At 41.9% G+C, this 12,173-nt stretch carries 17 protein-coding genes; 2 read left to right on the top strand and 15 right to left on the bottom strand.

Translation table 11 applies throughout. From position 1 onward, the window contains the following. Nucleotides 1–126 precede the first annotated feature (126 nt). Genes ABMY45_RS19750 through ABMY45_RS19765 form a run of 4 tightly spaced genes read right to left on the bottom strand, consistent with a single transcriptional unit; the run spans nucleotide 127 to nucleotide 3,126 of the window. Nucleotides 127–1,335, bottom strand: a complete 1,209-nt coding sequence (locus ABMY45_RS19750; RefSeq protein ID WP_227387143.1) for an ABC transporter permease — start codon at nucleotides 1,333–1,335, stop codon at nucleotides 127–129. Continuing rightward, nucleotides 1,328–2,113, bottom strand: a complete 786-nt coding sequence (locus ABMY45_RS19755) for an ATP-binding cassette domain-containing protein (RefSeq protein WP_174168911.1) — start codon at nucleotides 2,111–2,113, stop codon at nucleotides 1,328–1,330. Before ABMY45_RS19755 ends, ABMY45_RS19750 begins: the two co-directional genes overlap by 8 nt. Before the next feature lies 1 nt (nucleotide 2,114). After that, entirely contained in the window at nucleotides 2,115–2,915 is an 801-nt protein-coding gene (locus ABMY45_RS19760) for a DUF3025 domain-containing protein (protein WP_130126383.1), read from the bottom strand. A gap of 37 nt (nucleotides 2,916–2,952) precedes the next feature. Beyond that, the gene (locus ABMY45_RS19765) at nucleotides 2,953–3,126 is read right to left on the bottom strand and encodes a hypothetical protein (protein ID WP_206472883.1); all 174 of its coding nucleotides are present in this window, start codon (nucleotides 3,124–3,126) and stop codon (nucleotides 2,953–2,955) included. 47 nt (nucleotides 3,127–3,173) lie between these two features. Here ABMY45_RS19765 and ABMY45_RS19770 point away from each other — a divergent pair, with 47 nt between their 5' ends. Together ABMY45_RS19770 and ABMY45_RS19775 are read left to right on the top strand one after the other, a co-directional pair. Then, nucleotides 3,174–4,799: a M28 family metallopeptidase gene (locus ABMY45_RS19770; protein ID WP_206472881.1), complete on the top strand. Its 1,626-nt coding sequence runs from the start codon at nucleotides 3,174–3,176 to the stop codon at nucleotides 4,797–4,799. Between the two features lie 70 nt (nucleotides 4,800–4,869). Then, a complete protein-coding gene (locus ABMY45_RS19775) occupies nucleotides 4,870–6,036 on the top strand; it encodes a putative manganese transporter (protein WP_206472880.1) in 1,167 nt (388 codons plus the stop codon). A 362-nt stretch (nucleotides 6,037–6,398) separates the two neighbouring features. On the opposite strand, the gene ABMY45_RS19780 is transcribed toward ABMY45_RS19775, so the two are convergent. From ABMY45_RS19780 to ABMY45_RS19830, 11 genes are all read right to left on the bottom strand, one after another. Further along, complete coding sequence (locus ABMY45_RS19780) at nucleotides 6,399–7,022, bottom strand: DUF5710 domain-containing protein (RefSeq protein ID WP_206472878.1); 624 nt, start codon at nucleotides 7,020–7,022, stop codon at nucleotides 6,399–6,401. Between the two features lie 115 nt (nucleotides 7,023–7,137). After that, a complete protein-coding gene (locus ABMY45_RS19785) occupies nucleotides 7,138–7,455 on the bottom strand; it encodes a HigA family addiction module antitoxin (RefSeq protein WP_099029135.1) in 318 nt (105 codons plus the stop codon). A gap of 10 nt (nucleotides 7,456–7,465) precedes the next feature. Next, nucleotides 7,466–7,753, bottom strand: a complete 288-nt coding sequence (locus ABMY45_RS19790) for a type II toxin-antitoxin system RelE/ParE family toxin (RefSeq protein WP_174168916.1) — start codon at nucleotides 7,751–7,753, stop codon at nucleotides 7,466–7,468. Nucleotides 7,754–7,952: 199 nt separating this feature from the next. Beyond that, nucleotides 7,953–8,177: a DUF6429 family protein gene (locus ABMY45_RS19795; RefSeq protein ID WP_099029137.1), complete on the bottom strand. Its 225-nt coding sequence runs from the start codon at nucleotides 8,175–8,177 to the stop codon at nucleotides 7,953–7,955. A 208-nt stretch (nucleotides 8,178–8,385) separates the two neighbouring features. Beyond that, nucleotides 8,386–8,586 carry a transposase gene (locus ABMY45_RS19800; protein ID WP_227387718.1) on the bottom strand — a complete coding sequence of 67 codons (201 nt, stop codon included), beginning with the start codon at nucleotides 8,584–8,586 and terminating at the stop codon, nucleotides 8,386–8,388. Beyond that, the gene (locus tag ABMY45_RS19805) at nucleotides 8,492–9,217 is read right to left on the bottom strand and encodes a transposase (protein ID WP_349289377.1); all 726 of its coding nucleotides are present in this window, start codon (nucleotides 9,215–9,217) and stop codon (nucleotides 8,492–8,494) included. Before ABMY45_RS19805 ends, ABMY45_RS19800 begins: the two co-directional genes overlap by 95 nt. 25 nt (nucleotides 9,218–9,242) lie before the next feature. After that, nucleotides 9,243–9,605, bottom strand: a complete 363-nt coding sequence (locus ABMY45_RS19810) for a hypothetical protein (RefSeq protein WP_349289378.1) — start codon at nucleotides 9,603–9,605, stop codon at nucleotides 9,243–9,245. Beyond that, nucleotides 9,580–9,930, bottom strand: coding sequence for a transposase (locus ABMY45_RS19815; RefSeq protein WP_248298724.1), 351 nt, complete (start codon nucleotides 9,928–9,930; stop codon nucleotides 9,580–9,582). The genes ABMY45_RS19810 and ABMY45_RS19815 overlap by 26 nt, the downstream gene beginning before the upstream one ends. Nucleotides 9,931–10,143: 213 nt before the next feature. Next, on the bottom strand, nucleotides 10,144–10,869 hold the full coding sequence (locus ABMY45_RS19820; RefSeq protein ID WP_349289379.1) for a hypothetical protein: 726 nt from the start codon (nucleotides 10,867–10,869) through the stop codon (nucleotides 10,144–10,146). Between the two features lie 121 nt (nucleotides 10,870–10,990). After that, nucleotides 10,991–11,374 (bottom strand): hypothetical protein, encoded by a 384-nt coding sequence (locus tag ABMY45_RS19825; RefSeq protein ID WP_227387150.1) that lies wholly within the window; start codon nucleotides 11,372–11,374, stop codon nucleotides 10,991–10,993. 356 nt (nucleotides 11,375–11,730) lie between these two features. Continuing rightward, a complete protein-coding gene (locus tag ABMY45_RS19830; protein ID WP_211868879.1) occupies nucleotides 11,731–12,021 on the bottom strand; it encodes a hypothetical protein in 291 nt (96 codons plus the stop codon). Nucleotides 12,022–12,173: the final 152 nt, after the last annotated feature.

Raw genomic sequence — 12,173 nt, forward strand, 5'->3', positions numbered from 1 at the left:
ACCTACTACTTGCACAAGCTACCTAAACAGGTAGAAGACTAAATTACAAAAAGTTAAGCGCTGAATAAGGCGTTTATCGTACAGAAAAACGCCACAATTCTCAATGACTCACGCCTAACTGAAGCTTTACCTAAACAAAACAGTTTCTTTATTAAACCATTTAACGCAGCACACGAGTAACCCTGCTGCTAAAACGGCAGAAGCGCCAAAAATTAACGCAACGTAGCCATAATCAACCGTGCCCTTGATGATTTCTTTAATCGCTAATGCCACATTGGTAATTGGGATCAATGCGGTTTTTGCGGTTAACTCCATATTTGGCATTAAAGACATCACAATGGGAATGAAGATCCCCATGCTAAGTGGTCCCATGTAGTTTTGTGCTTCTTTAAAGGTTCTGGCGTAAATTGAGATGGCAAGTGTTAGCGACGAAAGCATCACAGCAACAGGAAGCAACAACGCAAAAATCAACACAAAGTCTATTAATGCAACCGACGAGAAGGCGTTTTTAATAACGTCTAGCTCGACGAAGCTACTGGCAATTCCTATCCACAGTGCCATGCTGGAAACCGTGATAAGCGCACAGAATATTGAACTGCTCAATACGGTTAAAAATTTACCTAACACCAGCTCCGTGCGTGAGATTGGTGTTAATAACAGCGTCTCTAAAGTGCCACGCTCTTTCTCTCCAGCGCCTAAATCAATAGCTGGATAGCTCGCCCCCATCAATACCAACGGAATTAACATGTAAGGGATAAACGCACCTAACTTCTCGCCTAAATTTTCGCGTTTGTCAGCAGTATCCACTTTAGTAATCGATATGGGTTGGAGCACTGCCGCTTGCTCCGCTTGCGACAATCCCAGTGAGGTTAACTTCACCGCTCTGAGTTCATCAGAAAACTTCTTAGCAAGTTTAGACAAGCGGTCGTAAATAAAGTTGATAGATTGCGCATCGTTAAACACGATTTTCCATTCACTTTTTACGCCAGACTCTAGATTTTCAACCGGATCGGATGGAATAAAAATCCCAACATCGATCACGCCACTTCGTACCGCATCACTCAATGCTTCGACGCTATCAAGCTTGAGCTCACCTGCATATTTCTTAAAACTTTTATGATAAAAAACCTGCTCAGAGAACTTTTCAGCATAGGCTTCATTTGCGATGTAATACGTATGAACTTCTTGCTTCGCTTCCATGGCGGCTTGTGAAGCCATAAAGCCGACTAAAGCCATAATCACGGGAAATACCAACATCGGCAGTGCAATCACAAAAAACAGTGTTTTGCGGTCGCGCAGCAGCTCTCTAATTTCTTTTAAAAATACCTCAAACATGCTGTGCTCCCGTTAACAAATTTAAAAATGCTTGATTTAGCTCTTCACTTTGCCCCTTCACTTTAAACTCAGCCAAACTGCCATCAAAACAGGTGATCCCTTTATCGATAACAGACACCCTATCGCACAATAATGCAACTTCATCTAAGTGATGGGTAGAAAATATAACGGGTGTACCACGCGCTTTGAGGTCGCGAATAAAAGAGATAACCGTTTGTGTGGTCATAATATCAAGACCCGTCGTTGGCTCGTCTAATACGACGACTTTAGGATTGTGTACCACCGCCCGTGCAATATTGGTCTTTTGTTTCATACCGGTCGATAGGTGTTCAGCCCTTTTATCTAAAAAGGTTTCCATTTCCAGGCGCTGAAACAGCTCATCACATTTCGCTTTTAATGCTTTTCCTTTTAAACCATGAAGTCGTGCAAAATATTCAACATTTTCTTTGGCAGTAAGACGTCCATATAAACCAGTTGACCCTGATAAAAAGCCGATGGCTTTGCGTGCAACAACAGGCTTTTTCACAATATCCTGACCATCCACTAAGATAGTGCCGGCATCCGGCGTCAGCGCTGTTGAGAGCATACGCAAAGTGGTGGTTTTTCCCGCCCCATTGGGGCCTAGCAATCCAAGTACTTCGCCTTGTCCACAGTGCAGGTTAACCTCTTCTACACTGTGAAAAAAGCCATCACGCTCGCGAGGATCCGTCTGACTCTTTTTCTTTTTGTGCTCGCGAGTCAGGGCGAAGCGTTTTTTTAATCCATTGATAGCTATCATGCTATTTCCTTCTTTTCGGCCTGAAATAGTCCGTATTTTGATAAAACTCTAAATCTTGTGGCTCATGCCAGTTTGGGATCCCAAGCAGCGGAATGGGTGACATTTTGGTATTGTCTTCAAGCAGCCCATCATTGATCAGTGCAACCAATTTATCATCTAACCAACGATATTGTTCGCTTAGTGAAAGTTGCCAAAATGCGGCATCAACATTGATACACACCAGTTTTCCCGTCAGCCCAATAAAGGGATTGGTTAGCATCTCGTAGTTTGCGTGGCCAAATACGAAAGGTTTTAGGTTTTGCTGCCATTCTGAACGATTATCGTAAAATACATTCTGCCATTGGTGTGATTTAAAGGCATCACGCCATTTATCATCATCGATTGCCAACACCAAACCACACTCATCAAAGAGTGTTAACGCGTTACGCTTTTTACTCCGCTGCTTTAAACCAAACTGTGCTATTTCTTCGATATGTAGGGCATTTAACAAAGCTTTTGTTTTTGGGAATAAACACCAAATCAACGCGCCAAATAAATCGTGCCAGTTTTGACTACGCGTCGGTACCTGATGGGTTTCAAAGATAATCTCTTCATAGTATTTATCGCCAAAGTCTATCGTTTCATCGGCCACAAAGCGGGTATCATATTGTTGCAAGCTAATGCTGTTTACGTGAGAAGACAGCCACTGGGGGCTTGGCCAGTCTTGTTGACTTTTTAAGTCAAAAAGCTGATTTAAATGGGAAAATGGCTCAGCATGTAAACATGCAACCTGCCACGCCTCAGGCGCTGTAAACTTTTTCATTTGATTGAGATACTTATCATGCAATTAGTCGACTATTTTACTGAAGCGCCTGATACTTGGCAAAAGCCAATTGTAAATGAGCGTAACAGGCTGCGTCACACGCTAAAATGAGGATAGCGATTAAAAACAATGCAATGATCTGTTCCACAACGGTTGTTTCATTAATTTCTATCTCCTCTAGCCGTCTTGTCCCGCTCGAACTTTTACGCATTTTATGTTACTACTTATGGGTTCCTAACAAGTAAAAGAAAGGCAATTATGAAACTTAAACTGACGCTCAGCGCTCTATCTATGGCGGTGCTGGCGGGCTGTGTTAGCACTAGCAATAGCCCCCAAGACATCGATACTGCATACAATAGTATTAACGATTCTCAACTCAGAGCCCATATTAAAACCCTTGCCTCTGACGAATTTGGCGGCCGTGCTCCGTCAACAAAAGGTGAAGAGCTAACGCTTGCCTATTTAACCAAACATTTTAAAGCGCTTGGCTATCAGCCTGGCAATGGCAACAGCTTCTTGCAAGAAGTGCCGCTTGTTTCGCTTGAAGCCGATCCTAATATGACGTTAACAATCGGTGGTAAAAATTACGAATATAAGAAAGACATGGTGATGGGCTCGGCCCGTATCAGCGAACTCGAATCAATCAAAGATTCAGAGCTGGTTTTTGTTGGCTATGGCGTAAATGCTCCAGAGTACGACTGGAATGACTACGAAGGCCTAGACGTGAAAGGCAAGACAGTGGTGATGCTAGTAAACGATCCAGGTTTTGCTAATCCTGATTCGGGTAAATTTACCGGTGAAGCTATGACCTATTATGGTCGTTGGACGTACAAATACGAAGAAGCTTCACGCCAAGGCGCAGCAGGTGCGATCATTGTTCACGAAACAGCGCCGGCTTCTTATCCTTGGAGCGTAGTAGAAAATTCTTGGAGTGGCCCCCAGTTTGGCTTCCAAAAAGAAAATAACAATATGGACCGCGTTGCGGTTGAAGGTTGGGTAACGGTAGACGTTGCTAAAGAGCTATTTCAAAAGGCTGGACTTGATTTTGACACCGCAAAGAAAAAAGCTGCTGAAGGCGCATACCACGTTGATATGGGCAACCTAAGCGCGTCAGTTACTGTCAAAAACACCATCAAAAAATCAACTTCGTATAACTTTATCGCCACTCTGCCAGGTAGCAAAAAGTCTGACGAGCACATCATCTACTCAGCACACTGGGATCATTTAGGTACCGATCCAAACCGTAAAGGCGATCAGATCTATAACGGCGCGCATGATAATGCCAGCGGCACAGGCGGTATGATTGAGGTAGCTGAAGCCTTTACTAAACTGCCAACTCGCCCTAGCCGTTCAATTACGTTTTTGGCTGTGACGGCTGAAGAGCAAGGTCTGTTAGGCTCAAAATTTTATGCCGCAAACCCTGTTATTCCAGCAGAGAAAACCGTTGCTAACATCAATATGGATAGCCTAAATTTATTGGGTAAAGTAAAAGACATCAGCGTAGTTGGTATTGGTAAATCTGAGCTTGATGAAATGCTAGAAACCGCAGCAAAAGCGCAAGACCGTGTCGTTTCGGGAGATCCGCGTCCTGCCGCTGGTGGTTACTATCGCTCTGATCACTTCGCATTTGCGAACATGGGTGTGCCTGCAATGTACGCAGGTGGTGGAACTGAAGCACGTGACGAAGAGACTGAAACCTATCGTAAACGTATGGGTTTAGTATTGCGCGGTTGTTATCATCAGCCGTGTGACCGCTACCGTGAAGAGTGGGATTTAAGTGGGGCGATACAGGATCTACAGCTGTTCTTTAAAGTTGGCTATGATGTCTCTGAGCAAGACGCTTGGCCAAAATGGAAAGCAACCGCAGAGTTCCAAAGAAAATAATGCAAATGATATTGATTTTCATTTAAAATGAAATTAAAGTGCAACTTAGACAATACACGGGTTGCACTTTATGTTTTCATCTCTACTTCGATACTCTCAACCAGCACATGGCGCTAAGGTGAGTTTGTTGTTCAACAAGCGGTTGATTTTACCCCTCGTTATTATTGTACTAATGGCATTTGAAACGGCGAGACCAATTGTGGTCAGCGCGCTGAGCGATGCATTCTTTCAAGTCAGCGTTTTTGTTGCCGCTACCCTGCTCGTGTACTACTTTCTTGTTGACAGAATTCCACAGCTTAATCTCAGTTATCTGAGTACCAAATCCCCTATTCTCGAAATAGCCATGGCCTCAATATTAGGCGCGCTGCCCGGCTGTGGTGGCGCGATTATCGTGGTCACCCAATTTACCAAAAAACAAGCGAGTTTTGCTTCAGTTGTCGCAGTACTTACTGCGACGATGGGAGATGCTGCGTTTTTGCTACTCGCCAAAGAGCCCCTGACAGGCCTTACTATCATTGCGATGGGCGTTGGTGTGGGTATCGTGAGTGGGCTATGTGTGCACTTAATTCATCAACCCGACTTTTGTGTCCCGCAGACCATCAATGAGGTCGAAGAAGAAACCTTACACGCGAGCCGTGCGTTTAGTCTAAGCCGTAAGGTGTGGAAGCTGTGCTTACTACCTAGCCTTGCTATTGCACTCGCGATTGCTTTTAACGTCGATTTAGCGCCATTTGATACAGAAATTGCTTGGCTTGGTGCAGCATTATGTCTTTTTGCTGTTTGCGTGTGGGCACTTAATTCAAAGGGCGTAAGCTATAAAGATATCACCTGTGAAGAAGGTGAATGCGACCCACCGTCAAAACTCACTAGAGTGCTACAGGACACGCATTTTGTGACCGCTTGGGTCGTTGCAAGCTTTTTGCTTTACGAGCTATCTACTGCGTATTTAGGGCTTGATCTCGCGGTTTGGTTTAAAGACTATGCGCTATATGCACCACTGGTGGCCATTCTTGTCGGATTATTACCAGGCTGTGGCCCCCAAATTGTTGTTACAACGCTTTACCTGCAAGGTGTCGTGCCATTTAGTGCCCTTGCAGCCAATGCCGTTGCTAACGATGGCGATGCGTTATTTCCAGCGATCGCACTGGCACCAAGGGCGGCGCTATTTGCCACTATCTACTCTGCAGTGCCTGCGTTTATCGTGGGCTACGGCCTCTACTACATTAACTTGGCTTAATACTTGAGTACGTCGACGAAATGCTCTGACGCAGCTCAGTGCGCTGGTGTTAACAAGACTTAGTGCGCTGGCTCATACACGATCTGGCAGTTTAGGGTTATGAGTTCAACCAAATCTGACCGTTCGTAACTGATTAATTGCCGAAAGAGCGAATAGCGGACGGTTAAATAAACCTATTTTTGGACAAAAAACGTTTCAGGTCTTCGGCTGTATTAGGCAAATTTCGCTTAAAAGTTTCTATGGGCTAACGCCGCTTTAAGTAGTGAGCAACGCAATACAAAAGCCTCAGCATGCCACCTTAATCACTAAAATCAACGCATAGCGAAAATGCCACGCGTTGCGAATCACTCTTATACAGACTGTTAGGGCTGAAACTCTTTCATTTGCCCATTTTCCAATATATGCTCAATAACCCCATATGATTCAGATGCTGAGATTTTTACAAATCCACTTTCTTTCAGTCTAGTAATAGCAATATTGGCTGACATTTCTGCACTGATAGGGAAAAAAGCACCCTCCGGTTCAGAATGCATAAAAAAGTCACCTAGTGGGGCTTTGCAGTGTTGACAATGATTCATGTAGTAAAATGAATCGGTCGTTGCGGAATAATCCAAGTAATAACTTTTGAAGTGTAGATCCAAGTATACTCTCAGTCTCTCTGGGATAAAGCTGACGTATAAATACTTGGTTAATCCTTCAGAGCGCTCATCACTTTCAGTGTCGATTGTGCCATGACTAGCAAAGGTAATGACTTCAGATGGTTTGTCGCACTTCCAGCAAAGCTCTGTCGATTGAAGCAGATAAAATGGAGAGATAGCTTTTTGCGATGCATGATCATCATAAATCGGTAGCCAATTTTCGAATGGTCCCGTATCTAAACCTTTTGGAACAAACCACTTCTTTCTCTCTGAGTGCCAACGAGCGCCCAACGACTTTACTTTCTCTTTATCCTCAAATGGAACTTCTAAATATGTTATTTCATCCATAAAAAGCTACCTATTTCGATAAGCCCTAACGCCGCGTAAAGGCGTGGAATAACGTTTGCTACGCTTGAGCGAAGCGAAATCGGCACACGTTATGGAATCGCTCTTAAACGCTTTGTTATGTACGTAGTTTGATATCTTGCGTTGAAAACAAAGGTTTTACTTGCTTGGCTTCATCTTGATAACGATTTCGTGTATCCCACAAGTCCACAGCATGTTGAATGTTAAGCCAAAACTCAGGTGTATTCCCAAGTGCAGCCGCTAGCTTGATTGCAAGTGGAGCAGTCAGAGTACCACCATTAATTAAGTTACTGATGGTGTTCCTATGTACACCCATAGCTTCTGCTAATGTTTTTGATGTAATCTCCATTGGCTCCAAGAATTCAACTTTGAGCATTTCTCCTACACCAACTGGACGACGTTTAGTTCTGCGCATTATCCTAACCTCAGTACTTATGAGGGTCTAAATAGGTGTCTTCTGCTACACCGTCAACCCACTTAAAAATCAAACGATACTGTTTATTCACCCGTATCGAACACCAACCTTTCAGATTGCCTTCAAGATGTTCAAACCGATTACCCGGTGGAACTCTTAGATCTGATTCAGCTTTTGCTGCATCTAGGATTTCAAGCTTTCGATACAGCGCATTCTCTATAGTTTTAGGAATCAAGCGATGACGCTTATCTTCCTCATAAAATGCTTCAAGCCAATCATCTTTAAAATTTACTGACATATCCTCGCACTGTTTTACTGTGCATCTATAGTGAAATACTATCGCACAAAAGAGATGTGCACAAGTTGGAAGGACAAGAAAGTACATAACGCCGCAAATAAACGGCAAAAATTAGTTGGCTATAATTTGTGAGGTACTAACAAAGCCAACTGGTTTTTGTCCGAGCTTTTAAGTTGCTTTGTTATATGACCAATAGCTTCTATTTTGAAAAAAGCTTTTTGAATAACTCTTCTGATTGCTTAATGCCTTCATCGGTCAATTGCACTGACTTTGCCTTACCAACCGGATCACAAATTAGACCTTTTTCATAAAGCCTATTCATAACTTCCCAGTCAATTTGTTTCCAAGCTCGGCCATAATCATGCAAGGTGAGATGTAATAAAGCTAAAGCTGCTTCATCTATTTTATTTTCATCTATATCCATTCAACACTCCAAAACCTGATGGGCATATAACGAGCCTGTAGAATAACTCGTTTCAAATTTGTTTTTGTAATCAACAAACGATAACTGAGTTCCTATTTTGATTCAATCGTTTAGTTGGGTGTGAGTTGTTATTTTAGGGCGTTTTTTTAAGCTGGTTTGTTGTGGTTTGAGAAGCGCTTCGGAGCTGTTAAGTCAGGTTGTTCTTGGCTTACGACACCCTTTCTCGTAACTTTTCGATATTGTGAACAAGGCAGTATAGCTGCCATTGAGCATTGACTTTTACTTGGCCGCGTAATGTGAGCTTATTCATCCCTTTATTCACCGTGATGTTGCCGAATACAGGTTCGATACATCCAAGTCGTTTGCTGTATTGTCGTCGTCCTATTGGGCTGTCTTTTTTTACTTTCATTTTGTCGATGCAACTGATTTTTTTTGCGCGATTCATCACTCTTAAACTGTACTTGCCGCCACGTTTGTATCGGTGGTTTTCGCATACATTGCTGTTGCAGGGAGCAAACTTTACGGTCTTTTAAGTAACCGCAGAATCGTGTGTTTTGTTGATGATTGCTGTTTACATTGATACCACTTCGCCACTTCTCATTGCCTGCGGGGCAGCGGCAGGTTTGTGTTGCTTCATCATAATGGAAGTCGTCTGAGGTAAATAAGCGTGGCTTGCCTTTACTGCGTTTTAATCGCCGCTTTTCTTGCTCTGTTTCGTAGGTTTCGCTCTCTTTAAACAGTGGGTTGCGTTTTCTAAATTGGTTATCAGCTATGTAAGTATCAAAGCCACTTTGCGCCATGAATTCAAGGTTCGCTTCACTATTAAATCCACTGTCTGCGGTAAATTTAATGGCCTGTTTGTTAGAGAATTTATCACTGTTCAGTTTTTCAAGTTGTCGTTTTAATTGCTCAACGGCTGGCTGCAGTGTTTGTTGCTCGCCCACAGAGCCCCATGCCTGTGCTTGTAGTATAATTTGATGTTTATCATCGTTTATCGCTATCCCGTTATAGCCTTGAATTGTGCCTTTTGACGTGGTCATTTTCGCGCTGTCTGGGTCGGTAATATTACTTATTACTTTTAACCGGCTTACCTTTACTGCCTGTTTTCTCTTCGTGAGTAGCTAAGAACGCGGTGATTTTATCTGCTCTTTTATCTAGCTTTTCTTTTTGCTTTAAGTCTTGAGTGACCAGCTCTTCACTTAAGCCATCTTGCGCTTGATGGCGCTCAATTATGCGTTTGCTTGCGCGTTCTAATTTGGCTTTTTTACGGCCTAGCTCATCGAATGTACCGCTCCACTCCTTGCTCGCATTCGACTTCAATTTGCACCCATCAATGGCAAACATGTTGCGTCCTATCAAGCCTTCTTCATCACATATCATCAGCACTTGCGTAAATAGCGGTTCAATCTGCTCGTGCATTTTGGCCACGAAACTTGCTATTGATGTGTAATGCGGCTGAAGATCCCCTGACACTCATGAACAGAATATTGTTCTCACAAGCCTTGGCTATTCGGCGGCTACTAATTAATCCATGAGCATAACCAAGTAAAATTATCTTTAACATCACCGTGGGCGGATACGCCGCAGCGCCCGATTTATCATTGTTATACCACGCGTCAAAGCTCGACAAGTCGAGTTTATTTTCGACAATATAACAAAGGGCATATTCAAATGTACCAGGCAAAATTTGCTCAGCGAAATTGATAGAAATGAATTTATTTAGGCAGGATAAGTCAGGCTTGTAGTTGGCCATAACAGTTTACCGTGGGTGAATAATATCTATTAGATCACAGTAACCAACTCGATTCAAGGTTAAGAAATAGTCAATCCAAAACCAACAATCCAGTACCTGAAAAGAGTAATTCTACAGCCTCAACGCCGCAATATGGGCCGAATTAAGCTTGGCTAAAATTAGCGAAGAATGAGCGCCAGCCAAGCTTGAGACGTCCCACGCATAATTGCCTTGTTATAACCCGCCCAACATATTCTTTAAAGCAAGGTTAAAAGTTGATTTTTGGTTTATTTGTCTAGCCCTAGTTTGTATGGGTTCGAAGTCTTGGTACATAAGAATACCAACACGTATGCATTGATAAATTTCATCCGCATAATCACTTATTTCGAATTTTTCTTTATTTTCGGCTATATGCATCAATAAACTAGTGCCATGTTCTATTAAGGAAACAAGTCTTAGTTTTATATGAACTGATCTATCGGCAATGTGAGAGCCTAAAGTGGCTGCTTCTTCATCGGAAATGAAGGTTTTACCTTCAATGATATTTTGTTTATAAGTTTTCTGTGCTTCAAGAAATTGCTCCATAACTTGTGGAGTGAACTTATTAAACTTTTCTGATATTTCCTTATGATCAAATTTGAGCTCAGGATCTTTGTTTTTTATAGCATCACGTAACTCTTTGAGCTTACCTTCATACTCTTCATTTACAGCTAAAATATCTTCTGCGTTTCTTGATCTAGAATATGCCTCGATTTTATCTTTTCTCCATTGTTCACCTACATAAACTATAGAAAAGATATCCCAGTCAAGTATGTTTTGATTCCAGTAATTTAAGTAAGCAAGCAATCTACTGGATGCATTTTTTTGGATATGAGCTTGTTTTAGTGCTTCCCTAAAATAAATACCAACTAAAGCGGCGACTACGCCAATTATTACAGTGTAAAACTTCCAGTCTTCCACCAAACTCTCCTAGGGTTATAACGCCTTACTAATGGGCGCATAAATGCTTGGCTAAAATTAGCGACGAAGGAGCGCAAGCCAAGCGTTTTGCGTCCTTTTGAGTTACTTGTTATAAGCACGGCTACTCCTCGCTACAATATACCGATAAAGCTTTCCCACCGATAAAACAAAATTGCTTATCTTTAGCCCCAAGAACATCGTATTTCAGAGAAATTAATGCATTTGTCCGCAAAGTGTCCCTATTAACAAGGCTTTTCGATTCAATACCTTCAATGTTTTTTAAGAGCAGCTTTTCAACATTCTCAAAATTCAGTCCATTTACTTCATTTGCTAACAAGTAGTTTATTTTATCTAGGATAGATTGCTTTTCGTTGGGCAAAACCCTTATTGAAAAGTCTACACTAGCGAGAACAGGCTTACTTATTTTAACTGATTCAAATTTTTTATATTGCTCAGGATATTCGGATTGAACCTTATCCTTTAAAGCTAAATATGCGCCCTCCAAAGGCTCGCACCACTTACTGCTGTAATGTTTAATGAATCTTGATTTGCGTGGTTTTGGTTCAAAGTCACACAGTATTTTGCATACGAGCTTGTTTTCGAATACTTCTCTAAGACTGTAGCTTGGGTAGTCTTTTTCAAAAAAAAGGTTCAACAATATATTTTTGAGAACCTAAAACTTGGCAAATTCCATCTTCATTTATCAGCCAATCATTTACTTCAAACTCTCGAATATCATTCATAACTTAATAGTGCTTATAACGCTTGCCTAACCGGCGCAAAATAGCAGGCTAAAATTAGCGACGAAGGAGCGCAAGCCCGCTGTTTTGCGCCCTTTGGTTTAGGCACTTGTTATATGAACTATTTACCGTGAAAAATAGCCCAAAAGGTTTCTCTGGCTTTATGTAGACTCGTTAAATTTTCACCTTTTGAAATACAAAGTCCTGATCCAGCTAATATTAATACTATAGGTAAAATCAAACTGAACATTTTGGCTTCAGCATCACTCCTCTCAACACCATTTAAATTAATGGTTACATTAGGATCAAATAATGCTTCAAAAGCTGAGTAACCTAAGAGCACTCCTACACATATAAATAAAACACCAATTAGGCGCAATGTATTTTTATAAACACTAGCTGGTAAGTACACTCAGACCTCAAAGTTCATATAACATTTTAGTATTTATGCGACACGCAGTTTGTGTTGCATAATCGCTTGTTGGACTGAGCTGCTACCTGCTCGGTGTGACAGAGTTGGTGTTGTTTATGCTATAGGAATTTGCTTTTTAGAGGCTCTCACTT

Source organism: Pseudoalteromonas sp. XMcav11-Q (genome assembly GCF_040104525.1).
Classification (GTDB): domain Bacteria; phylum Pseudomonadota; class Gammaproteobacteria; order Enterobacterales; family Alteromonadaceae; genus Pseudoalteromonas.